The organism is Thiothrix eikelboomii (assembly GCF_900167255.1).
GTDB classification, from domain to species: Bacteria; Pseudomonadota; Gammaproteobacteria; order Thiotrichales; family Thiotrichaceae; genus Thiolinea; species Thiolinea eikelboomii.
In genome coordinates, this window is the sequence record NZ_FUYB01000001.1 from 79,094 (window position 1) to 103,193 (window position 24,100).

A 24,100-nucleotide genomic window follows, 5' to 3' on the forward strand; every position below is an offset into this window, starting at 1 on the left:
TATGTTAATAAATTATAAACTTTGATGAATCCGTGTTCATGAAGTTTGCAGAGCGTCCTTTGGCATAAACCGCACCCACGAAAGAATAATAATCTTTATAGTTATAAATTTTATCACTATTAAAATAATAGCATTTACCAGCCTCAACTGTTGTATTCCATGTATGATTCCAAGACTCAGCTCCTTGTACATTCCATCTGGCAAAGACAGAAATCGTTTTAGGTGAAACATTGCAGGAAAAAATAGAATGCCTGACTGTACTACCATATCGAAAATACCAATCAACCTGATCCCCTGAGAAGGTATATGCATTAAATGTAAATATAGGTCCGTTGAGAGAGAGTCGCGCAGTATTTTCAGCATTACTCATATCACTTAAACTACTTATCTTGCCTACTTCATAAACAGAAAACTGCCCCTCTTTCTTTATTAAAACAGGCTTAGACCACTTTATTTGAGGACTACTCTCAGCTAATACATTTGCTGAGACTAAAAAAGATAATGCGATAAGCACATTCAGTTGTTTTTTTGTTGAGTCAAAATATTTCATAACAACTCTCCTCACAGCTAGGGATTTCAACACATGAACAAAACCTTAATAAGCTTAAAAAAAGCATATAATTTCGTCAATGTGAAAAAAATCACATTGACTCTGGAGGTTTTTTTGGAGGAAGATTATTCAAAGAATTTAGCAAACCAAACAAATACATTAGCTGGTCAGAATTGGTATTTCCAAGTTTTTTCAATAGAGTGCTGACTACATTAGTTGCATAACTATACTTAACATCTAAATAGTCGTTGATGTTCTTGAGAGGTTTGCCAGTTGCCTTGTAATTAAGTATGCTCATTTCTGTTGCTGACAACGATTTGAACACAGACAAAGTAAAATGTAACGACCAATCAGAATCCAAAGAATTAGATGCATGAAATAAGCGAGTTATACCGACTAATCGAGTCATTTTTTCCTGTTTCAATTGTTGAAAATCACCATCTGCTTTCGAACTAATGATACTGACTCCTGCTGCACCTCGCGCATCTAACATAGTTGGGATAGATATAGCATTACGAATACCGTAATTTTCTCGTGCAAGCTGAATAAGGCTCACCTCTGCCGCACTGAGTTCTCCACTTAGCTCATGTTCGCGCCAGTCCATTGACGCAGTTTCACCATTTAAAACTTTGCGAATAGTAAAGTCTTGCCGATCGAGTCGATCACGGCGGTAATGGTCTAAAAAATCAAGTGGATAAGACTCGGTATACAAAAAGATACCTGGCAAATGTGGCATAATTTCATATTGAATGCGCGGTGCAAAAATATAGGTTGCACCATCAAATCCTAATTGCTTTATGTATTCCCCATACAATTGAAAGCGAGCCTCTAATGAAGCCGCCGCACCCAGTTCTGAGAGATAATGATCGACCCAATCAAAACTATCCATACCCCCCCCCTCTTGATCACAGTACTTGACTGGATGACAGCTTAGGAAAGCTGCCACCCGGCATAATATACCTAATTAAATACCTTTAGTTAGTACTAAGAAATTTAATCCACCCCGAAAATGCCTTTGATGTGCCTCTTGTACTTGAAAGCCTACCTGACGAACCTGTCCAATTAAATCATCTATATCAATAAAATGTGCGTTTGGGCTAGTAGCCAACTGTAAGTTATATGCCCTATAAGCACCAAAATTAGGATGTGCCAGTAACTCCTGCTCAGCTTCTCTAGCTAAAGTATCCACAGGTAATTGCTTATTTGGGGTTGCCAATACAAATACAGCTTGGGGTACAAGCATGCTATGGATAGCTTGCAGGACCCTTTCGGGTTTCGTCCAACTATAATAACTCTGAATAGATACACCAGAAGTAAAGCCCTCCACATGCACTGATTCAATACTGCTCTGTTGTACAGTAAATCGAGGATGATTGACTTTCTGTAAGATACCTTGCGCTATCTTTACCATTGCCTCCGAAAGATCTATGCCTGTGTATGAAAAAACACTCTTATTAGCAGCCAAGAATGGAGCTATTTTTGCGCTACCACACCCACAGTCTACAATAGCACCTGATAAATGCAAACAAGCCTCTTTATAAACAGCAACTTGCATAGAGGTGGTTACTGATGCAAATAGCTCGGCATAATTATCCCACTCGCTAACTGGGTAAGAAGAAGTAGTATGAACCGATTGAGTCATAATGCATGCTCCCCCCAATATCGTAAAAAGGTAGGGGTTACTTCTTTTACACGACACTCCAAAAGAGCAAAACAAAAATGCGTACCATAATGGTAACCAATGTCATTCAAAAGAACTCTAGCCCGCGCTGTTTTCTGATAGAGCTGCACGTTCTTATCACGAATGATAAAAATCATTGAGTCAATCCCGTAACTAGCTGCAATCTCGTAATAGGTATAAAAATAAAAAGGTAAGATACCTCGAGCCTCTTTAGTGATTGCAAACTTGCTGATTTCCGCTACCCGCAGCCCCTGCTCACGCAATTTGTCAATTTCTGGCTTAATAAGCTCATCCGCAGGTAACCCTAAAGAGCCATCAAATACGATCCGCCCCGTACTCGTGAGAATTCCACTCTCACTTTCACTATACAATACACAGGCCTCACCGTCGTAAATGTCGTCACGAAAATGTGCCATCGCTGGGTACAAGCGACTGTACTCCTGCTCTCTTAACTCCCAAATTTTTCTGAACTCGTGCTCTTCAGTTGCACACTGTAAATGACTGGGTACAAATGACAGTTGCACAGTCGGTTTTCTGATCACCATATAATGGATCTCCCTATCAAGGTTCATTAGGATGATCCAAGCGCTTGGATAAATATTGCATGCAGGAGGAATGATGCCTGATTAGCCAATTTCCTAGGCACGAGCTAAGCAATAGTTAAGAGATTTTAAGCGTATGAGCTGCTAAGGAGGTATCAATGCTCGAACAGAGTACTTAATAGAAAAAGCAAGATTAAAAAGAATAGGTGAACAAAAACGAACTACAAAAGGTAATATCGACTACGGCTTAACTTTCCTCTTACGCACCGGCGCACGACTCAAAGCATTATTCCCTTCCGCTAACTTCTCTAATAAATTTAACAGCTGTGCGCCTTCTTCAGGTGTTAAGGGGGCCATAATGCGGTCTTGAGCTTGCTGCACGGCTGGCAACACTTGATTCAGTAGTGCTTGCCCAGCAGCGGTGATACTGACGATTTTTGAACGTTGATCACGCCCAGATTTATCGCGCAGAATCAGGCCGCGCTCTTCTAGATTACGCACCACCACGGTAATCGTCGTGCGGTCTAAAGCCGTCTCACCACCCAAACTGACTTGATCTTGTGGACCTTGCTCAGTCAGCACAATCAACACTGCAAATTGCAAGGGGGTTAGATCATAAACACTGCACTCATCCAAAAAGATGGCCACTGCAATTTGATGGCAGCGGCGCAGTAAATGACCTGGTAATGCAGCAAAACCACTCAGCATCTTAAGTAATGGCATCCGGTTGATTAGCAGGTGCAGCTTGTTTGAAAGCCTCAAGCTGGTTTAGAGCAGCAAATATCCGCTCAATGGTCGGATACGCAGCAGTATCCACTTTAAAACGCTGATTGTTAAACATTTGCGCGAATAAACAAGCATCCGCCATACTTGGTGCATCACCGTGGCAATAGCGACCTGTGGCTGGGCTAGTTGCGAGCAGCTGTTCGAGGGGTATAAACGTAGTATGCACCCATTTCTGAAACCAAGCAGTTACACCCTCATCGTCTTGTCCATACGCACGGACTTGATCCAACACCCGCAGATTATTCAGCGGATGAATCTCACAAGCAATCATATACGCCAAGGAACGTACTCGTGCGCGGCCAAGGGGATCAGCGGGTAACAAGGGTGGAGTCGGATGTGTTTCTTCTAACCATTCCATAATTGCCAAGGATTGCGTCAACACTGTGCCATCCGCCAGCTCTAAAGCTGGCACTAAACCCGCTGGATTTTTGGCTAAATAGTCTGGCCTAGTATTTTCATGAGTACGTAAATTATGCGCGACATACTCATACGCCACACCTTTGTAATTCAATGCCGCCCGTAACCGAATCGAGGTTGAACTACGGAAATAGTTATGCAATAAGGGTTTACTCAGCTCACTCATGCACTGCTCGCTCACCTATCGTTGTAGTTACAGAACCTAGCCCCGCGATTTCAACCACACAAACATCACCGGGAACTAGTGGGCCCACGCCCGCTGGCGTACCAGTATACACTAAATCGCCTGCTTTAATTTCCATCGTGCGGGAAAGAATGGCGACAATTTCTGGCACAGACCAAATCAATTCTGTTAGATCAGCATCTTGCTTCACACTGCCATTGACAGTTAAGCGAATCGAACCTTGCTTTAGATGCCCAACTTCGCTCACCGGATGAATCGGCCCACAGACGGCTGAACGATCAAACGCCTTACCCCAATCCCAAGGGCGACCTTGCTCACGAGCGGCTAATTGCAAATCACGCCGGGTTAAATCATTCCCCACTGCATAGCCCCAAATATAATCCAAGGCTTGCTCCTCAGAAATGTTTACCCCTGCTTTACCAAGGGCGATGACTAATTCCGCTTCATAGTGAAAATTATTGGTTTCCGGTGGATAAGCAACCCTCTGATTATCATCCACCACAGCATCAGCGGGCTTCGTGAAAAAAAAGGGTGGCTCACGATCAGGATCACGCCCCATCTCGCGTGCATGCGCTGCATAATTGCGGCCGACGCAAAAAATCCGGCGCACTGGAAAACGTTCTTCTGAACCCGCTACTGCGACTGAAGCGACGGCTGGAGGGGTAATTACATATTGAGTCATCTTAAGTTCTCCATGAGTTTTAATTTAAGCTAAGCCGCGCTGTTCACGCCACAAACCTAATTTCTGCTGCGCTACTCGATCTGAATAGCTAAACAGAACGGCTTCACCATTCGCCTCGTGAGTTATCCATTTCCAGCTAGGGGCTACAAAAATATCTTTTGGCCCCCACTCGAAGACTTGCCCATCAATCATGCTGCGCCCTGTGCCTTCTGTCACCACAAATACCGTGGCATCCGTACTGCGATAAGGTGCTGTTTTAAAGCCTTCAGGCAATAACTGCAAAAAAGGCGCAATGGTCGGCATCGCAAAGCCACCATCCACCGGATTGATATAACGCATTTTCAAGCCGTGGCACGGATCCCATTCTTGTTGGCGCTGCATTTGATACAGAGCCTCACGCGAGCGTGCATAGGGATAATTGAAAATTGGCGAAGCTAAGCGTGTTTGCTCAAAATCCACGGGCAGCATATTCGTGCCATAGCGAGCTAAGCTATCCCCTGTCGCGCGAGTAATGGCTTGCTCATCCGCTCCCAAACCTTCCGCAAACGAGGCATCAAAGAAGGAGACCATCGGAATATCTAAACCATCCAGCCAGATCATCGGTTCAGTGGTTTGATTACCATGATCATGCCAAGCTTGTGGTGGAGTAATCACAAAATCCCCAAACTGCATGAGAGTACGCTCACCATTCACACTGGTATGCGCCCCTGCTCCGTCCATAATAAAACGTAAAGCTGATTGGCTATGCCGATGCGCAGGGGCCACTTCACCCGGCATCACCAATTGCAAACCTGCATACAGCGAAGTAGTGATTTTTGACTGCCCACGCAAACCCGGATTTTCCAGAATCAACACGCGACGCTCAGCTTCTTTTGCGGTAATTAAACCTCCCGCTTCTAACAACCATTGTTTAGCGAGGTTGAACTTCCACAAATTCGGCACGCAGGCACTTTTTGGCTCAGGGGTAATAATGTCAGACAACACCGCCCACAGTGGAGTAAAGCCTTGAGTATCAATTTTCTGATAGAACGCTAAGCGCTCTGGGGTTTCTACTGGTTTTTCAGTTAATGACATGATTTGCTTCCTCTCTATGCATCTAAGCCCGTGCCGCCATACAACCATGCTAAACCGTTGTACCACTCTTCGGGGGTACGCCGCGACATCACCTGATTACGCACGGCAGCTTTAGCACCATCAGGGTGATAGATATACTCACCGATCAAACGCGAGCTGAGTTGAACACGGGCAGTCCGTGCCATACGTTGATCTAAATACTGTTGTAAAGCGGTTTCTACCTGCTCGCCATGTAATTCAAACATATGGCTCATGCAAACCGCATCTTCCATCGCCATGCAAGCACCTTGGGCAAAATATTGCAGCATCGGATGCGCCGCATCGCCTAACAGCGCCACACGCCCATCCACCCAATTCATGATGGGGTCACGATCACATAGCACCCACAGTTTCCAGTTATCGCCGTGTTCAATAATCTGCCGAGCACGCGGCGCGATATGCTCAAAACCTTGGCTAACTTCTTCTTTAGTCACGGGCTTACCCGCTACTGCTTCTTTGACATCATTGTGATATGTCACCACCAGATTGAACACTTTCCAACCCTTCAGCGGATAATGCACGATATGACATTTTGGGCCAGCCCAAAGCGTGGCGGCATTCCAGCGTAAATCCTCCGGCATTTGCTCGGTTGGAATCACTGAACGATAAGTGGTATGCCCTGAAACCCGAGGCTCACCATCGCCCACCAATTGCTGGCGAATATTCGAGCGCAAGCCATCCGCACCAATCAGTGCTTGACCTTCAAGCGGGGCTTTATCTTTACAATAGACAGTGACTGTTTTGCCATCTTGCTCGTAGCGCTCCACCGCATGCGAAGTGCGTAATTCAATTAAATCATTAGCGCGGCAAGCATCCAGCAATACACCATGTAAATCAGCACGATGGACGACTGCATAAGGATTTTTGAAGCGCTCACGGAAAGGTGCATCGAGGGGAATGGAGGTGATTTCTTCGCCTTTGACCGCATCCATCAGGCGCAAGCTGTCGATATACACCGCTTTTGCACGTGCCTCATCGCCCACACCGAGATAATCAAAACAATGAAAAGCATTCGGGCCGATTTGGATACCCGCACCGATTTCGCCAAGTTCAGCGGCACGCTCCAACACGATTGAGCGCACCCCTTTGCGAGCTAAACCTAAGGCAGTGGCCAAGCCACCAATCCCACCGCCAGCAATGAGAACGGGTTGTGAATTCATACATCTCCTCCTGATGTCTGCCCACGACTAGAAAAATCAATCTTAATACTGAGTATAATACTGAGCATTATAATGCATGTCAACGCCGGGCTAGGTTTTTTAGTCAGCTCGTTTACAATAAACCTCCTCTTCAGCAGTAAGGTAAAACTAATCCAATGGACATCGTTTACATCCGCGACTTACGCATCAAAGCCCGTATTGGTATTTATCCTTGGGAAAAAGCGATTCAGCAGCAGATTCGGGTGGATATAGAAATGGCTTGGGATAATCGTATTCCAGCGGCGAGTGATAAGATTGAAGATACGTTGAATTATAAAACAGCGGCGCAGCGGGTGGTGCAATTGGTGGAAGCAGATCACTATGATCTGGTCGAGCGCTTAGCGGAAGAAATCGCTAAAACCTTAATGACTGAAATGCAAGTACCGTGGCTTCGTGTCACGCTAGGCAAGCCCTTTGCGGTGAAAGGCTCAGCAGAGGTCGGTGTACAAATTGAACGTGGGCAGCGCTAATGCTAGAGGTCTATGTCAGCATTGGCAGTAATATTGAGCCGGAATTGCATTTCTGTGCTTGTCTGGCTGCTTTGCATGCCCGTTTCGGCCAATTGCAGTGCTCAACCATTTATCGTACACCCGCCGTTGGCTTTGACGGTGAGTGTTTTTTGAATGCTGTGGTAAGCTTTCACACCGAGTTATCCAGCTTAGCGCTACAGGCTTGGCTTAAGCAATTAGAAACCCAACAAGGTCGGGAGCGTAGTCACCAGAAATTTAGCGCTCGCAGCTTAGACCTGGATTTATTGCTGTATGCGGACTCGATTGAACCCGCACAGAAACTACCTCACCCAGATATTTTGCATTACAACTTTGTACTTCAACCGTTGGCTGAATTAGCGCCTGAGCAAAAACATCCTATTTTAGGCGAGAGTTTTGCTGATTTAGCGATTAAACAACTGCACACTCGCAAGCAAGTACCTTTAAGCCCGATTGAATTGAGCTGCGCCCAAGGCTGGCAAACTAACGGGCAAAGCGAGCTTTAAACTGCTCAATATAGGACTGCAAATGCTTATCCACTTTGGAACCCATGTGCATATTTAAACGCTGCCAAGGGTTTTTGGTGACTGCGGTTTCAGTAAAAGTAATCCGTGTACCTCCGGGAACTGCGCTTAACACGGCTTCCCGCGTACCAATCACTTGCGCCCCTTTAGAGAGCTGAACCACCAGCTCTTTATTCAAGACTTCTTTTTGCTTGCGGGCTGTGACTTTGCCACCTTGAGCGAGGCTTTCGATCCAACGCATGCCCTCATCATCGTCTTTAAGCTGCACACTTTTTAAATCAGAGCGCCATTCTGTCTGACGTGATAAATCACTTAAAGTACCCCAAGTATCATTAATCGGTGCTTTCACTAATTCAACCCGCGTAGCACGTTGATAAGGCGATAGCAGCAGACCAATCAAAAACGGAACTAAAATGAGTAAGACTAAGATACTCACCAAAATCCATAGCAACATAGGTTCCATCATTCATCCCGGAATTTATTTGAAATGGTCATAGCTTTTTATTATTAATGATCTATTTTTACTAATGACCCAATAAACGTTAAAAGGTCGTATCTCTCAGATATGAGTGCTTTAGTATAAAGCAAAAAAGCCCGCACAGGCGGGCTTTCTTAAGCAAAGATCATCACAACACGCCCAAATAACAGCTTGCTTACTTGATTTTTGCTTCTTTAAAAATTACATGCTTACGGACAACAGGATCGTACTTTTTAAACTCCAATTTATCAGGAGTAGTACGCTTATTCTTTGTTGTCGTATAAAAGAAACCAGTTTCTGCAGTAGAAACTAGCTTAATTTTCTCACGTCCGCCTTTCTTAGCCATGTTGTTCTACTCCAGAATTATACTTTTTCGCCGCGTGCACGCAGCTCTGCTAACACCACATCGATGCCTTTCTTGTCGATGGTACGTAAACCTTTAGTAGTAACACGCAGCGTCACAAAACGCTCTTCAGCTTCTACCCAGAAACGATGTGTGTGTAAATTGGGTAGAAAACGACGTTTAGTCTTATTATTGGCGTGCGAAACGTTGTGACCGGACATCGGCCGCTTACCTGTTACTTGGCATACACGAGCCATATGATTTCTCCAAAACTGCGATTCAAACACTATAAGGCGCGCAAGGATAGCAAAACAGCTTTTGTCAAGCAATGAAATTTTCTAGAATTTAGCGGTTACTCTGCAGCTTATTCACGGTGTTGCGTTCAATCATGGCTAATCACCACCTCAATTCCTGATTAGCCATGCCTAATAGTAGTTAGACCTCATACTCAAATGGATTCAACAACTTAACATTAAAAGACTCAAAATCAGTGATATTTCTAGTGACGACAATTAGCCTATGTACCTTGGCGATAGCGGCGATCATGCCATCTTCATATAGAGTGTCAGATTTTTTGTGCATCAGCTTTGCCCAAGTCCGAAAAGCCTTACCATCCAAATCTAAGATATTGTATGTCGCTGCCACGTCATCAAGCCATCCTTCCAGTTCGGCTGCACGCTCACTGTCCTGATCCCGTGTTATCTCTATACCCGCTTGAATTTCAGCTAATGTGACCGAAGAGAGATATAAATCCTTTTCATCGACCGACTGAACCCATGCGACAACCGCTCCATGAGGCTTCTTTCGTCTCAATTCAGAAACAACATTGGTATCCAATAAATACATGATTTATATAACTTCTTTTACCAGTCTTCTCCGGGCTTGCCCACGCTCTGGCAAGACGAGATCACCGCGCCCAGAATCAGACAACAATAAATCTTTCAGTGATGGTTTTGCCGCCGCTTGCAGCCTCTTCCATACTTCAATAGGGACAAGTACCGCTGCTTCAGCACCACGACGGGTGACTACCTGTGGCCCTGTTGCGATACAAGCATCCAAAAACTCACTAAACCGAGACTTTGCGTCTTGAACTGCCCAAGTTTGCATAAGCATACCTCCTAAATGACTAGTTATATGACCAGTCTATTGCTTCTGTTTTTAAAGAACAAGAAGAATAAAATAGCAGTACATCAAGACAGCCTAACATAGTCGTCGGACACCAACATTTTTCCAACCCTATCAAGTTATGCTTGTGAACCTGAGTATTTTCAACGCCATCACACAACTCAAACACTAGCTCAAGCTTTACCTGCAAAACCCCTCGGACTAGCCCTAAAAAACCCGCCGATAAATATCCGCAACTTTCAGCTCACAATCCAAAGTACGCAAGGTGACCACATCCTCAAGGCTATGAAACTCCGAATAAGCCCACTGCTGATCGGCTTGGCGATGATACTGCTCAACTCGGCAATAATCCTGCGCCACTAAAATATATTCTCGCAAAGCAGGAATAAGTTGGTAGTTAAAGAACTTCAAACCGCGATCATAGGCTTCGGTTGAATCAGACAGTACTTCGATAATTAACAAGGGGTTGAGTAAAACGGTGGTGCTCTCATCTTCAAACTGTTCTTCACCACAAGTTGCTACCACATCAGGATAACTATACTTGCTAATGCCGTCGCTTAAGGTATGAACCTTCATATCGCTTGAGTATACGCTGCAAGGCTTGTCTAAAAGCTTCGAGCCTATGGCAACGACTAGATTGGAAGTAATTTGATTGTGTGCACGACTAGCCCCTGCCATTGCGAAGATTTCGCCATTGAGAAACTCGCTCTTCTCGGTCGCAATACTTTCTTGGGCTAGATAAGCGGCTTCATTTAATTGGAGCTTAGACTGAGCTGACATAAAACTAAACCTGTGATTCATGGGTATACAGCCTAGCATAGCAATAAGTCGATACTGCTCATACTTTTCCCCAGCGAACATTACCCGTACACCCACAATCAGCAAGTCATGTGCCTATCTATCACTTTTTCCATTCGGTTCATGGTCGTTTTACACGGAAAGATAGGCTACAATTTCTTGAAACTGTTGGCATCTAGTTGGAGTTAGGCATCACAAGTTGGAGCATAGAAGATGGGTATTAAAACTTGGATTAGTCGCCTCTTCGGAGGCAAAGAGAAAGCCACTTTAAAAGAAGATCCCAAATCTGATAATCCTGCTTCCAGTATTGATAAGATGGATCAAGAGGTGATGGGCTTAAATTTCAAGGAAGCCATTGAAGCCCATCAAAATTGGAAAAAACGACTCAGAGCGGTAGTCGATGGAAACTCTGCCGAGCAACTTGTCGTTGAAATAGTCAGTCGTGATGACCAGTGTATTCTCGGCAAGTGGATTTACAGTGAGGGTGATAGAAAGTTTTCATCACTGGCAAAGTTTGATCAGTTAAAACAAAATCATGCAAAATTTCATGTTTGTGCTGGTGATGTTCTGCGTCTCGCACAGGCAAAAAACCACCAAGATGCCCTTAAAGAGCTGGATGATGGCGAGTATGCCCGCTCTTCGCTGCAAGTGATTAGGGATTTAGTATCAATACACATTCATGCGAAAAATTCAGCCTAACTTTAGATTGGCGCTATCGAGACAAGGAAATGCTGGCAAGTCGGGGAGTCCCACTATCCTCTGCTGCAACATCGTATGAAACTGCCGCGCCAATAACGGCACTTGCAGATTGCTGGGGGTATGTAGATAAATATACGGCTTCATCCCTGCTTCTAGCCAACGTGCAGTTTGTGCCGCCCAAGGCTCAAGAAACTTTTGATTCTCCTCCAGCACTGGATGACCAATATACCGCAGCATCGGGGCTTGAGCCGTAGTATCCAATTGCACAGGCAAGCGCGGTTTTTTGCGTTGCGCTTCTTGGGTGGCTTCATCGAGTGCGGGCGCAGAATGCACCGGACGACTATCAAAGATCACCCGATCTACCTGCAGGCTACGCAATAGCTCATTATAATATTGGCGTGTGGCCACCTCCGTAAAAAAGGCAGGATGACGTACTTCGACAGCGTATTTGTAAATAGGCGGCAAGCTTTGAATAAATTCATCTAAAGCGCTCAGCATCGAAGGTGTAAAGGAAGCTGGCAGTTGAATCAAAAAACCATTTAAGCGCTGGCCTAATGGCTGCATACGTTCTAAAAAAGCGTTGGTTTCAGCCGTTACACCCTGCAGTTTGTATTCATGCGTAATGACACGTGGAAATTTAAAGCTAAAGCGGAAAGTTTCCGGTGTAGACGCCAACCAACGTGCCACCATTGCCTCTGAAGGAGTCGCATAAAAGGTGGTATTGCCCTCAACTGCATTAAAAAACTGGGCATATTGCTGGATAAACTCGGCGGGTTTGGCTTTTTTGGTATAAAACTCGCCCTTCCACTCATTCACAGCCCACAAGGGCGCACCTAAATAATAAGGGATTGAAGTCATGCAAGGCTCGCTTTAAAAAAACAGGTCTGACCGCAGCCAGACCTTAACTATAAGACTAAATTAACCGATCTGCACTTCGATCTTGCGTGGCTGAGCATGCTCGGCCTTGGGGATATGCAGGGTTAAAACGCCATCACGTTGGCTGGCTTCAATCTTGGTCGAGTCCAGTTCGCGACTCAGCGTAAAGGCACGCTTGTATTTAGCGCTGCCAATTTCTGCATGAGTCGACTTCATCTGCTCAGGGGTTTGCAGGCGAATCTCACCTTCTAAAGTCAGTACATTATTTTCAACCTGCACACGTACATTTTCTTTCGGTACACCGGGCAATTCTGCGGTTAAAGTAAAGCCACTTTCTTCTTCAACAATGGTTACTAACGGACGTAAAGTCGCCAATTCAGGGGTGTTAGGGGCGACAGCCTGATGAGTTGCTTCAGTCATAATGTTCTATATCCTCGATTCCTTTATTTCTTCATTCAATTCGGTAAATCTTCTGTCAACTTATTGAATCTCGATCCGCTTCGGTTGAGCCTCTTCGCGACGTTGAATACTGATATGCAAGACGCCATCTTTGTAGCTAGCGTTTACTTTGCTGACATCCACGTCATCAGGCAGGGTAATCACTCGCTTAAACTTGCCGGAAAAACGCTCTTGCGCATACACCGTCAACTTGTTGTCCTCTTTCGGTAACGCTAAAGTACGTTCGCCTTGCAGAGTGAGTAGATTTTTGTCGATTTGAATATCTAAACTTTTTGCCTCCACACCCGGTACAAAAGCATATACTTCGACCGAGCTTGGAGTTGAGCCTAAATTAATTGCTGGAAAACTGCCGCGTGCAACCGGACGAATATTCGATACGATATTCCGCCCGACTAACTGACGCTGCCACTGTTCGAGTTCGCTAAACAGATCATCTGAAAAGTTAAATAAGGTATTATACATGGTCTATCTCCACTTCATTTGCTTGGGCGGTATCGCCTATGCCCCGATGAATAGGGTCGACCCTTTCAGAGTTCAAGAGCCGAAAAACAAAAAACTTGACATCGAGCAAATTTTTTTAATTAAAGATTAATGACCTCTTGTAAAACAATTTTTTGCCCTTATTTAGCCGTTCAGAGAACCTGAGTATTGCAGGCAAGGAGATATTGGTGGAATACAAAGATTACTATAAAACCCTAGGTGTGGAACGCTCCGCGACCGCCGATGAGATTCGAGCGGCCTACCGTAAATTAGCGCGCAAATACCATCCTGATGTCAGCAAAGAACATAATGCCGAAGCCCGCTTTAAAGAAGTGGGTGAAGCGTATGAAGTTCTAAAAGATGCCGAGAAACGTGAGGCTTATGATCAATTAGGTTCAAACTGGAAACAAGGCCAAGACTTTCGCCCGCCACCGGGCTGGAATCCGGGCGGTGGCGGTGGTTTTGAATTTCGCACAGGTCCCGGAGGACAAGGCGATTTTAGCGATTTTTTTTCATCCATCTTTGGCAATATGGGTGGCGGTTTTGGCGGCGGTGGCTTTAATCAAACAGGTTTTGGTCAAGGTACAAACACACGCCAACAAAGTCGTGGCCAAGATCAACACACCAAAATCCAGATTGACTTAGAAGACTCCATGCACGGCGCAAAGCGGAGTATTTCCTTACGCAGTGCTAGTGGTGAGCGAACTTTGACGGTGAACATTCCAAAAGGCATCAAAGCCGGGCAAAAGATTCGCCTGAATGGTCAAGGTCAAACCGGCTTAGGCGGTGCGGGCGATTTATTGCTAGAAGTCGAGTTTAATCCACATCGCTTATATAAAGTGGACGGTAACGATTTAACCATGAACCTGCCCGTTGCACCGTGGGAGGCCGCTTTAGGTGCAACAGTGAAAGTTTCTTTACCGGATGGGACACAAGCGGATGTAAAAATTCCCGCGAATTCACGCTCAGGGCGGAAAATGCGTTTAAAAGAAAAGGGTTTACCGAGTAAGCCAGCAGGCGACTTGTATTTGATTTTGGAAATTGTGCTACCTGCTGCAGATACACCACGGGCAAAAGAGCTGTATGAGCAGATGTCTAAGGAGCTAGCTTTTAACCCACGTGCAAATGGGTAAGTGGCGCTATAATCACAAAGCAGGCGGACTTAAGAATATCCGAACTTTCCCCTTAACCGATACCGCCGGATACTATATACTAGCGCACCGTTTAAAATGCACAAAAGGTATTCCAAATCAAGGGGCAGTCGCTTAAAATTGCCAACCTTTGTGAGCCTGCATGAAGCGAGGCTTTGCAGATAAGATCGGCAGAACACTCCTGTTGGCAAATGAACTCCCAGTTTTAAAGCTAGGATGGTCGGCCAGCAGGTTATTGTATTTATATGAGACACTAAACAAATGACGGACTTAAGCAAATACCGGAACATAGGTATCTTCGCTCACGTTGACGCGGGCAAAACGACTACCACAGAACGTATTCTGAAATTAACCGGTAAAATTCATAAAATCGGTGAAGTGCACGAAGGTGAGTCCACAATGGACTTCATGGTGCAAGAAGCAGAACGCGGTATTACGATTCAGTCTGCAGCAACGACTTGCTTCTGGAAAGACCATCGCTTCAATGTTATTGATACCCCCGGGCACGTTGACTTCACGATTGAAGTTTATCGTTCTTTAAAAGTTCTGGATGGTGGTATCGGCGTATTCTGCGGCTCCGGCGGCGTTGAGCCACAATCTGAAACTAACTGGCGTTATGCGAACGACTCTAAGGTTTCACGTCTGATCTATGTTAATAAGCTTGACCGGATCGGCGCTGATTTTTACCGTGTCGTCAAGCAAGTGGAAGAAGTGCTCGGTGCTAAGCCCCTAGTCATGGCGCTGCCGATTGGCTACGAAGATACCTTCGTGGGCGTAATCGACTTATTGACACGCAAAGCCTGGATTTGGGACGACTCGGGTGATCCATTAAAGTACACCATCGAAGATGTTCCAGCCGATATGACTGAGAAAGTTGAAGAGTGGCGCGAAAAGCTGATCGAAACTGCAGTGGAGCAAGACGATGAAGCGATGGAAATGTACTTAGGCGGTGAAGAACCTTCCTTAGAAACGCTGAAAGCATGTATCCGTAAAGGTACGATTGCGATGGACTTCTTCCCAACCTACCCTGGTTCTTCCTTCAAGAACAAAGGTGTGCAGTTAATACTGGATGGTGTAGTTGATTATCTGCCTAATCCGACCGAAGTTCGCCCACAACCGGAGACTGACATCGAAGGTAATGAATTAGGTACAGTCGCTAAAGTTGACCCTAACTATCCATTGCGTGCTCTGGTCTTCAAGATCATGGACGACCGTTTTGGTGCTTTGAACTTCGTGCGGATCTACTCCGGTAAACTGAAAAAAGGCGATACCCTGCTTAATACCTTCACGGGTAAAACTGAGCGTGTAGGCCGGATGGTAGAAATGCATGCGAATGATCGGACTGAAATCGAAACCGCGCAAGCAGGCGACATCGTTGCTTTAATCGGTCTGAAAAACGTACAAACCGGTCATACCTTAGCAGATCCTGATAAGCCTGCGACTTTGGAACCGATGGTTTTCCCTGATCCGGTTATCTCGATTGCTATTGCACCCAAGAACAAAGGCGCGGCTGAGAAGTTAGGGGTTGCACTGAACAAAATGGTGCAGGAAGATCCTTCCTTCCGTGTTGAGACAGATCAAGAAACCAATGAAACTATCCTGAAAGGGATGGGTGAATTGCACTTAGATATTAAAGTCGACATTTTGCGTCGTACTCATGGTATCGAAGTCGATGTGGGCAAGCCTCAAGTGGCTTATCGTGAGTCGATCACTAAAGTCATTGAAGACAGCTACACCCACAAGAAGCAATCGGGTGGTTCAGGTCAATACGGTAAAATTGACTACACAATGGAGCCGAACGAGCCGGGTGTGGGCTTTACCTTCCAATCTGTGGTGGTTGGCGGTAACGTACCACGTGAATTCTGGCCTGCGATTGAAAAAGGCTTCCGTGATAGCATGGGTAAAGGTGTACTGGCGGGCTACCCTGTTGAAGACGTGAAAGTGACTTTACGTGATGGTGGTTTCCACGCAGTTGACTCTTCTGCGATTGCTTTCGAAATTGCGGCTAAAGGCGGTTATCGTCAAACGATGGCAAAAGCGGGTCCACAAATTCTCGAGCCGATCATGAAAGTGGACGTATTTGTTCCTGATGCTCATGTGGGTGATACCATCGGTGACTTGAACCGTCGCCGTGCGATGATCAAATCACAAGATACTGCGCCGATTGGTGCACGCATCAAAGCTGAAGCGCCATTGTCGGAAATGTTCGGTTATATCGGCGATTTACGGACAATGACTTCCGGTCGTGGTCAGTTCTCGATGGAGTTCTCACACTATGCTCCATGTCCGAAGAATGTGGCTGATCAAGTGATTAAGGAAGCAGCTGAGCGCAAAAAAGCGCTGGATGATGCTCGTTAATAGCCCTGTCAGTTAAGAAAAGCCCTGTCCCTTGGATAGGGCTTTTTTTTGTTCAATTTAATGGTGGGAAGTGGTGAAGTTTTGATATCTCTTCGTTTCGTCTAAAAACCACAGTAACGCCCTTACACAAAAGCGTAGGGGAAGATAAGATATATATTACACCTACTGGGGCAGTGATTTTTGGATTGATTTCAAACCAGTGCTAACAGTGAACTCCGTATCATGTGCATACGGACCTAATACCGTGTCACGATCCTTACGATAAACACCACCCTTGCCATCAGTCTAGAAAATCTCTCTATTTAGCCATTTACTAATGGAGTCATCTATGAATGATTAGCCACATATATTATTGGTATTACGATGATAAACTCCGGCCTTAACATTACTCATACTATTATTAATGATATAAGCTAATGCTTGAGGCAGTACTCCACGAGCCAATGGTGCATTGATTGCATATACACGATTGTAGTTATCCGGTAATTTAATATTACTTATAAGGCTATTTGAATAGTCTGAACAATAAGACTACCCACCTTTCTCACTATTATATTCTGCTGAGCCAGCAATAGTAGAGCTTGGTCAGCTGTTAAACTTATTACCAATGACTCCAACACTATTACTACGGCTAATTACGCCATTACGAAGTTTGCTTTCAAACGTATTGTTAACAATTAATAATTGCTAGTTTCATATATTTAGGTTAATCAACCGATTCAAGATCATTGGCAAATACATTGTGAGATACTCACTCAACTAATTAAATACATAACCAAATCTTTAACTATTAAAAAATGGCCTACACCTAGCTAAAGATCTTAATTTAAGTTGGAAAATAATTAATTCTCGGATAAAATAATGAATCATTACATAGAGTTACATTGGCACATCCACATATATGCAAAACCCCTACACCTCTTTACCTGACAATGCTTTTTGGAAAACTGCCGTCGCAGGCAGAAGGCCTCGAGAAATCAATGGCTTATGGAATCCAAAGTTTGAAATAAAAAAAGAAGATGTCATTGCTACTGCAGGTTCTTGCTTTGCTCAACACATTGGGCGAGCGTTGAAAGTAAAAGGTTATAATTGGCATGACAGTGAGCCAGCACCCCTATTGATACGCTTGAATAAGGAGAAAAGTGACCTTTTCAATTATGGCATTTTTACCTTCCGCACGGGTAATATTTACACAGTGGCTCTGCTGAAACAGTGGATTGATTGGAGTTTGGGTAAAACCACAGCACCCGAAGAAATCTGGGCGAGCCCTGAAAAACGCTACTATGATTTATTCCGCCCGAATATTGAACCCAATGGCTTTAAATCTGCCAATGAAGCCTTAAAGTCTCGCCAAAGCACTTTAAAAGCGATTAAACGCTCACTACAGAAAACGGACTTATTTATTTTTACTTTGGGTCTGACCGAAGCTTGGATCAATAGCCAAGCACAGTATGTTTATCCCATGTGCCCCGGTACTTTAGCGGGTGAATTTGATGCCTCGCAGCATCAGTTCAAAAATTTCAGCTTTTTAGAGATTTACACAACGCTCACTGAAGTGTTGGATACGCTTAAAAACATTAATCCAAGAATGCGCTTTTTATTAACGGTATCCCCTGTGCCGCTGACTGCTACAGCCTCAGGCGAACATGTGGTGACTGCAACTATTCATTCAAAATCAGTGCTACGCGCCGTCGCGGGGGAATTAACAACGACACGCCCAGATACAGATTACTTCCCCTCCTACGAAATCATTTCTGCCTTCCCATTTAAAGGCGTTTTCTATGCAGAGAATATGCGCAATGTTTTGCCGCAAGGCGTGAACTTTGTCATGAATTCATTCTTCAATTGCCAAGATCGCGTATTTGGCTCACAACCTGAATTAGCATCTATCAATAAACCTGTTGCAGCGGCTACCGCTTCCGCTCAAACCCAAAAGATGGCTGATGAAATTTGTGAAGATGCCTTATTAGAAGCTTTTAAGAAATAAGTTGATGAAAAATATTTGTTTTATAGGCACCTCACATTTAGGCTCAGTCGCTAGTGCTTGGCATAACCGGATAGCACCGCTTTATCCGGAATTTAAACCTAGTTTTTTTGCTGGACCTGGCACTTCACTCTATCAAGCTGAATTGCTACCTAATCAGATTAAGGCTCCTGCTGCTAGCCAACTTGAAGAGTATTTTCGCTTATCCGCTGATGGACTAACGACAATTGAACTGGATCAATACGATTGCTTCATTTTTCAGAGTTTAGATGAACACTTTATGGGAACTTCTGAACTCTGTCAGTTAATGGCTGTAGAAAATGAAGATGAACAAGTATTTTTCTCCTCAGCTTGCTTAGAGGCTACTGTTGAAACCTCTATAGAACGCTCTCCAGTAACTCGCTATGTTAAGCATATCCGCTCTTGCGTTGATACGCCGATCATAGTTTCGATGACGCCTAAAACATCTATCTTAGCTATCGAAAAGCATCCTGAAGAATATACACCTTATTTGCAATATGCAGCGCTTTTTCAGGATATTTTTATAAAAGCCCGTACTAAAATCTTAGACTATCCTAAGTTAACCATGGTCGAGCAACCTGAAGAAACATTGGCTACTCCCTATTTCACTAAGGTTGAATATTTAAATCCTTATGGCAAACAAAATCTAGCCAACGTCACCGACTACTGGCATAAAAATGTCAAATACGGTAAAGCGGTTCTGATTAAAATTCTTGAACATATTAAAACTATACCTCTCAGTGAATAGTCCAAGGCAATGATCCATGAAACCTACGTGTTTCAATACCAAGACGGAAAGCTCTATCTAGCCAAAAAAATAACCGTTAAACATTCGTTGTTCACTTCCATTGCCGTCTGTACCCAGCGCCTTACGACTGTCCACAATGCAAGGCTCATCACCATCGTGACTAGAACACCGCACAGAATATTAAAGCTCATTAATTCAATCCGAAAAGTGCTTGCTCTAGCACAGTGTTACGCGGATTTCCACAAGCTTATCCACAGCTTATTAACAACATATTGTAGTTTCTTATAGGCCTATTACACAGCATCTAGTAGCTAGGCTGTTATTAGACTGCTATAATTAGCAGATCCCCTATGATAATTTTTTGTTAAACAAGTTGCCCCACTGAAGCTGGGGTAGAGGTTTTTTATGCACTCAATCAATGTAAAAGTACAAAAATCCGGTAGCCTTGAAGACATAAAAGTACCGCAATTCTCTACCCCTAAATGCAAGGTGATTCGTCGCAATGGTGAAGTGACTGATTTTAATGCCTCGAAAATTCATATCGCATTGACCAAAGCTTTTTTAGAAGTCGAAGGTAGCTCTGCCTCTGGTTCGGCACGAATTCACGACACGGTAAAAAATCTCACCGAGCAAGTGATTGATGCTCTCTTTCGCCGGATGCCGGATGGCGGCATGATTCACATTGAAGATGTACAAGACCAAGTTGAATTAGCTTTGATGCGCGCCGGTGAACATAAAGTAGCCCGTAGTTATGTGCTCTACCGTGAAGAGCGTGCCAAATTGCGTGCCAAGAAAGATAAGAAAACTAAGACTAAAGCAGAGCTATCCATTCATGTCAAACTGGACAATGGCGAATTGCGCCCATTAGATGAAGAGCGCTTACACAAGGTGATCGCTGAAGCGGTAGAAGGCTTAGATGGTGTTGATGCGGCACAGGTCACCCAAGGTGCTTTGCGCAATCTGTATGATGGTATTTCTGAAAAAGAAGTTGCCACTGCTCTGATTATCAGCACTCGGGTCTTGATTGATCATCATCCTAATTATTCACAAGTAGCAGCACGGATGTTGATGGATAGCTTGCGGCGTGAGGTCTTAAGTTTCCTTGAAGGCCAAAACACGGAAGCCACTCAACAAGAAATGCAGGGCTTATACACCGAAGCCTTGATCAAAGCGATTAAGCGCGGCATTGAAGTGCACTTGTTAGCCGATGAACTCAGTCGCTATGATCTGAAACTATTAGGCGCTGCCTTAAAACCTGAGCGCGATTTGCAGTTCAGTTATTTAGGTTTGCAAACCCTGTATGACCGCTACTTTTTGCATCATCAAGGTACGCGCTTTGAATTGCCGCAAGTGTTCTTTATGCGGGTGGCCATGGGTTTGGCCATTAATGAAGTCGACCGTGAAGCGCGGGCGATTGAGTTCTATAACCTGCTGTCTAGCTTCGATTTCATGAGCAGTACCCCTACTCTGTTCAACTCTGGCACATTGCGCCCACAATTATCTTCTTGCTACTTAACTACCGTCCCCGACGATCTGGATGGGATTTATGGCGCGATTAAAGACAATGCGCTGCTTTCCAAATTCGCGGGTGGCTTGGGCAATGACTGGAGCCGGGTGAGGGGCATGGGTTCGCATATCAAAGGCACGAATGGTAAATCACAAGGCGTCGTTCCCTTCTTGAAAGTGGCGAATGATACGGCAGTAGCGGTGAATCAATGTTTTGCACCTGATACCTTATTGCATACAGCGGATGGCACAAAAGCGATTCGGGAAGTACAAGTCGGTGATTTAGTACTAGGCATTAGTGGTAGTTACCGCGAAGTCAAAAAAGTCATGACGTATAACCAGCATGACCCGATGGTGGCACTCGAGGTGAAACATGCCATTGAGCCAGTCAAAGTCACAGCAGGGCATCCGTTCTGGGCAATCAAAGGCGTCCCAATGGAGCAAGCGGGTGCTCGCACGCGCAAGTGGTTGGAAAATGGTAAGGTTGCCGCAGCTTGGGTCGAAGCGGGTCAATTACAAGCAGGCGATTATGTAGCACAAGTGATTCCGACTGAAACAGTGATGGTAGAAGGTTTCAGCGCAGAAGATGCACGTTTATATGGCATTTTGCTCAGCGATGGCCACATGAGCAAAGATGGCATGGAATGGGGTGTTTCTGGCAACCCTCAAAACGACAGTCATTTGCAATTTGTACGGGAGTATTTAACAGCTCGGGGCATTTACTGCTGGGAAACGGGGCGTGGCGAAACCTATCTACAAATTCATTGGGCGAGTGGTCAAGGTGTGTTGCGTGATGGCACAACAGGACGCATTGTCAGTGCGGGTGCTGCCACTTTGCCCTTCACTTATAACGATCTTTACAATGCCAAAGGCGAAAAACGCATTGCACGCCAATTCGCGCATTTACCACGCCCACAAACTTTAGCGCTGATTCAAGGCTTGCTCGAAACCGATGGCGGCGTAAATCGTGGCAAAGAAATCTATTTCACCAATACCTCGCGTGCTTTGGCAGAAGGCTTGCGTTATCAATGCTTGCGTTTAGGCGTTCCAACAGCGGGGCAATATCGTGAGCGTGAGAATATGCACACGGGTACGCGCTCTGATGGTTCGCAAATTCAATTCACCGGAGCGACTAAAGCCTACGATATTCGTATTCCAGCCGTGGCAGAAATCGCTGCATTAGTGAACTGCAAAGCTATCACTAAGCAAAACTGGATTACGCATAATGGCTGTGTGTTTAGTCGAGTGCGGAGTGTTGAAACCATTCCGACCCTGCCTTTTGTGCTCGACTTAATCGTGGAAGGCGATGAATCTTATATGACTACGGCTGCGCTCGCTCACAATGGGGGAAAAAGAAAGGGTGCAGTCTGCGCCTATCTCGAAACTTGGCATATCGACATCGAAGACTTTTTAGAGCTGCGCAAAAACACGGGTGATGAACGTCGGCGTACCCACGATATGAATACCGCGAATTGGATTCCTGATCTCTTCATGAAGCGGGTCGCGGAAGATAAAGACTGGACACTGTTCTCGCCCGATGATGCACCCGATTTGCATGATCTGACGGGGCAAGCCTTTGAACAGCGTTATGAAGAATACGAAGCCAAAGCCGCACGCGGTGAGATTAAATTATCCCGCAAACTGCCTGCCAATCAGCTCTGGCGCAAAATGCTGGGTATGCTGTTTGAAACGGGTCATCCTTGGATTACGTTTAAAGACCCGTGCAATATTCGTTATACCAATCAGCATGTTGGTGTAGTGCATAGCTCTAATCTTTGCACCGAAATCACTCTGCATACGAACGATAGTGAGATTGCAGTCTGCAATCTTGGCTCAATCAATATGGTCGCACATACCACGGCTGATGGCTTAGATATGGAAAAGCTTGAACGCACTGTGAATACCGCGATGCGTATGCTCGACAATGTGATCGACTATAACTACTACAGCGTTCCACAAGCGCGTAAATCGAATCTGCGTCATCGTCCAGTGGGTATGGGCATCATGGGCTTCCAAGATGCGCTGTATAAGATGAACTTGGCGTATGCCTCAGAAGAAGCGGTGGAGTTTGCAGATCGTAGCATGGAAGCGGTATCGTATTTTGCGATTCGGGCTTCCAGCAATCTAGCCGCTGAGCGTGGTAAATATCCGAGCTATAACGGTTCATTGTGGAGCAAGGGCATCCTCCCGATTGACTCTTTGAGCTTATTGGGTGAAGAGCGTGGCGCTTATTTCAATGTCGATACCACCCAAACCTTAGATTGGGATGGCCTACGCAATCTGATCAAACGTCAAGGTATGCGCAATTCCAACACGATGGCGATTGCCCCAACTGCCACCATTTCTAATATTTGTGGCGTCTCCCAATCCATCGAGCCAACCTATCAAAACCTGTTCGTGAAATCGAATTTGTCCGGTGAGTTCACCGTGATCAATCCTTATCTAGTCGAGGATTTGAAAGCCTTGGAGATGTGGGATGAAGTCATGATCAATGATCTGAAATACTTCGATGGCTCGGTGCAGAAACTGGATCGTGTGCCTGAGGAATTACGCCGTAAATATGCAACTGCCTTTGAAATGGATGCACGTTGGTTAGTGGAAGCGGCCAGCCGTCGTCAAAAATGGATTGATCAAGGTCAGTCACTGAATTTATATATGGCTGAACCGAATGGCGCGAAGCTGGATAATCTCTACAAACTAGCTTGGGTACGTGGCTTAAAAACTACCTATTACCTACGCTCAATAGGCGCAACAGGGGTCGAAAAGCTGAATGACGCTTCGACTCCAGCGGCAGAAGAGAAAAAGCCTAGCGTAAAAATGGCAGCTAATTTATTGGAAGTGGGTTCGGCTGCACCAAAGGCGTGTTCGTTGCTCGACCCTGAGTGTGAAGCTTGTCAGTAGATTTTTG

General features: G+C 45.0%; 26 protein-coding genes. 8 read left to right on the top strand and 18 right to left on the bottom strand.

The features are described 5' to 3' along the window. Positions 1-4: 4 nt before the first annotated feature. The 9 genes from B5D50_RS00330 to B5D50_RS00370 all read right to left on the bottom strand — a co-directional run bounded on the left by B5D50_RS00330 (position 5) and on the right by B5D50_RS00370 (position 7,115). A complete protein-coding gene (locus B5D50_RS00330; RefSeq protein ID WP_078920588.1) occupies positions 5-550 on the bottom strand; it encodes a hypothetical protein in 546 nt (181 codons plus the stop codon). A 91-nt stretch (positions 551-641) separates the two neighbouring features. Then, the gene (locus B5D50_RS00335) at positions 642-1,439 is read right to left on the bottom strand and encodes an autoinducer binding domain-containing protein (protein WP_078920589.1); all 798 of its coding nucleotides are present in this window, start codon (positions 1,437-1,439) and stop codon (positions 642-644) included. Between the two features lie 75 nt (positions 1,440-1,514). After that, positions 1,515-2,192, bottom strand: coding sequence for a class I SAM-dependent methyltransferase (locus tag B5D50_RS00340; protein ID WP_078920590.1), 678 nt, complete (start codon positions 2,190-2,192; stop codon positions 1,515-1,517). Next, positions 2,189-2,776, bottom strand: a complete 588-nt coding sequence (locus B5D50_RS00345; RefSeq protein ID WP_143594202.1) for an N-acyl amino acid synthase FeeM domain-containing protein — start codon at positions 2,774-2,776, stop codon at positions 2,189-2,191. The genes B5D50_RS00340 and B5D50_RS00345 overlap by 4 nt, the downstream gene beginning before the upstream one ends. Before the next feature lie 237 nt (positions 2,777-3,013). Next, positions 3,014-3,496: a MarR family winged helix-turn-helix transcriptional regulator gene (locus B5D50_RS00350; RefSeq protein ID WP_143594203.1), complete on the bottom strand. Its 483-nt coding sequence runs from the start codon at positions 3,494-3,496 to the stop codon at positions 3,014-3,016. Then, positions 3,483-4,142: a maleylacetoacetate isomerase gene (maiA, locus tag B5D50_RS00355; RefSeq protein WP_200807000.1), complete on the bottom strand. Its 660-nt coding sequence runs from the start codon at positions 4,140-4,142 to the stop codon at positions 3,483-3,485. Before maiA ends, B5D50_RS00350 begins: the two co-directional genes overlap by 14 nt. After that, entirely contained in the window at positions 4,135-4,842 is a 708-nt protein-coding gene (locus B5D50_RS00360; protein ID WP_078920593.1) for a fumarylacetoacetate hydrolase family protein, read from the bottom strand. Before B5D50_RS00360 ends, maiA begins: the two co-directional genes overlap by 8 nt. Positions 4,843-4,866: 24 nt before the next feature. Then, entirely contained in the window at positions 4,867-5,916 is a 1,050-nt protein-coding gene (gene gtdA / locus B5D50_RS00365; protein ID WP_078920594.1) for a gentisate 1,2-dioxygenase, read from the bottom strand. Positions 5,917-5,930: 14 nt separating this feature from the next. Then, positions 5,931-7,115, bottom strand: a complete 1,185-nt coding sequence (locus B5D50_RS00370) for a 3-hydroxybenzoate 6-monooxygenase (protein ID WP_078920595.1) — start codon at positions 7,113-7,115, stop codon at positions 5,931-5,933. A gap of 155 nt (positions 7,116-7,270) precedes the next feature. Here B5D50_RS00370 and folB point away from each other — a divergent pair, with 155 nt between their 5' ends. Beyond that, the gene (gene folB / locus B5D50_RS00375) at positions 7,271-7,624 is read left to right on the top strand and encodes a dihydroneopterin aldolase (protein WP_078920596.1); all 354 of its coding nucleotides are present in this window, start codon (positions 7,271-7,273) and stop codon (positions 7,622-7,624) included. After that, positions 7,624-8,148 carry a 2-amino-4-hydroxy-6-hydroxymethyldihydropteridine diphosphokinase gene (folK, locus tag B5D50_RS00380; protein ID WP_078920597.1) on the top strand — a complete coding sequence of 175 codons (525 nt, stop codon included), beginning with the start codon at positions 7,624-7,626 and terminating at the stop codon, positions 8,146-8,148. Before folB ends, folK begins: the two co-directional genes overlap by 1 nt. Here the strand turns inward: folK and B5D50_RS00385 are convergent. From B5D50_RS00385 to B5D50_RS00410, 6 genes are all read right to left on the bottom strand, one after another. Next, positions 8,126-8,620: an SRPBCC family protein gene (locus B5D50_RS00385; RefSeq protein ID WP_078920899.1), complete on the bottom strand. Its 495-nt coding sequence runs from the start codon at positions 8,618-8,620 to the stop codon at positions 8,126-8,128. The genes folK and B5D50_RS00385 overlap by 23 nt on opposite strands. 199 nt (positions 8,621-8,819) lie before the next feature. Then, positions 8,820-8,990 (bottom strand): 50S ribosomal protein L33, encoded by a 171-nt coding sequence (gene rpmG / locus B5D50_RS00390; protein ID WP_078920598.1) that lies wholly within the window; start codon positions 8,988-8,990, stop codon positions 8,820-8,822. 17 nt (positions 8,991-9,007) lie between these two features. Then, a complete protein-coding gene (rpmB, locus tag B5D50_RS00395; protein ID WP_078920599.1) occupies positions 9,008-9,244 on the bottom strand; it encodes a 50S ribosomal protein L28 in 237 nt (78 codons plus the stop codon). A 178-nt stretch (positions 9,245-9,422) separates the two neighbouring features. After that, positions 9,423-9,833 carry a type II toxin-antitoxin system VapC family toxin gene (locus B5D50_RS00400; protein ID WP_078920600.1) on the bottom strand — a complete coding sequence of 137 codons (411 nt, stop codon included), beginning with the start codon at positions 9,831-9,833 and terminating at the stop codon, positions 9,423-9,425. A gap of 3 nt (positions 9,834-9,836) precedes the next feature. After that, positions 9,837-10,094 (bottom strand): type II toxin-antitoxin system Phd/YefM family antitoxin, encoded by a 258-nt coding sequence (locus B5D50_RS00405; protein WP_078920601.1) that lies wholly within the window; start codon positions 10,092-10,094, stop codon positions 9,837-9,839. Between the two features lie 225 nt (positions 10,095-10,319). Then, complete coding sequence (locus tag B5D50_RS00410) at positions 10,320-10,892, bottom strand: Uma2 family endonuclease (RefSeq protein ID WP_078920602.1); 573 nt, start codon at positions 10,890-10,892, stop codon at positions 10,320-10,322. Positions 10,893-11,123: 231 nt separating this feature from the next. Between B5D50_RS00410 and B5D50_RS00415 the strand changes: the two genes are divergently transcribed. After that, positions 11,124-11,609, top strand: a complete 486-nt coding sequence (locus B5D50_RS00415) for a CZB domain-containing protein (RefSeq protein ID WP_078920603.1) — start codon at positions 11,124-11,126, stop codon at positions 11,607-11,609. Here B5D50_RS00415 and B5D50_RS00420 read toward each other — a convergent pair. From B5D50_RS00420 to B5D50_RS00430, 3 genes are read right to left on the bottom strand one after another with little or no spacing between them, the layout of a single operon-like run. Continuing rightward, on the bottom strand, positions 11,601-12,467 hold the full coding sequence (locus tag B5D50_RS00420) for a DUF72 domain-containing protein (protein WP_078920604.1): 867 nt from the start codon (positions 12,465-12,467) through the stop codon (positions 11,601-11,603). The genes B5D50_RS00415 and B5D50_RS00420 overlap by 9 nt on opposite strands. 60 nt (positions 12,468-12,527) lie before the next feature. Further along, on the bottom strand, positions 12,528-12,905 hold the full coding sequence (locus tag B5D50_RS00425) for an Hsp20/alpha crystallin family protein (protein WP_078920605.1): 378 nt from the start codon (positions 12,903-12,905) through the stop codon (positions 12,528-12,530). A gap of 60 nt (positions 12,906-12,965) precedes the next feature. Next, positions 12,966-13,406: an Hsp20/alpha crystallin family protein gene (locus B5D50_RS00430; protein WP_078920606.1), complete on the bottom strand. Its 441-nt coding sequence runs from the start codon at positions 13,404-13,406 to the stop codon at positions 12,966-12,968. Positions 13,407-13,612: 206 nt separating this feature from the next. Between B5D50_RS00430 and B5D50_RS00435 the strand changes: the two genes are divergently transcribed. The 5 genes from B5D50_RS00435 (at position 13,613) to B5D50_RS20285 (ending at position 24,093) form a co-directional block, all read left to right on the top strand. Next, positions 13,613-14,557 (top strand): DnaJ C-terminal domain-containing protein, encoded by a 945-nt coding sequence (locus B5D50_RS00435; RefSeq protein ID WP_078920607.1) that lies wholly within the window; start codon positions 13,613-13,615, stop codon positions 14,555-14,557. Between the two features lie 279 nt (positions 14,558-14,836). Beyond that, a complete protein-coding gene (gene fusA, locus B5D50_RS00440) occupies positions 14,837-16,933 on the top strand; it encodes an elongation factor G (protein WP_078920608.1) in 2,097 nt (698 codons plus the stop codon). 901 nt (positions 16,934-17,834) lie between these two features. Beyond that, entirely contained in the window at positions 17,835-18,920 is a 1,086-nt protein-coding gene (locus tag B5D50_RS00445; RefSeq protein ID WP_078920609.1) for a GSCFA domain-containing protein, read from the top strand. Positions 18,921-18,924: 4 nt separating this feature from the next. Beyond that, entirely contained in the window at positions 18,925-19,686 is a 762-nt protein-coding gene (locus B5D50_RS00450; RefSeq protein ID WP_078920610.1) for a hypothetical protein, read from the top strand. Between the two features lie 405 nt (positions 19,687-20,091). Next, positions 20,092-24,093, top strand: a complete 4,002-nt coding sequence (locus B5D50_RS20285; protein ID WP_078920611.1) for a ribonucleoside-diphosphate reductase subunit alpha — start codon at positions 20,092-20,094, stop codon at positions 24,091-24,093. Positions 24,094-24,100: the final 7 nt, after the last annotated feature.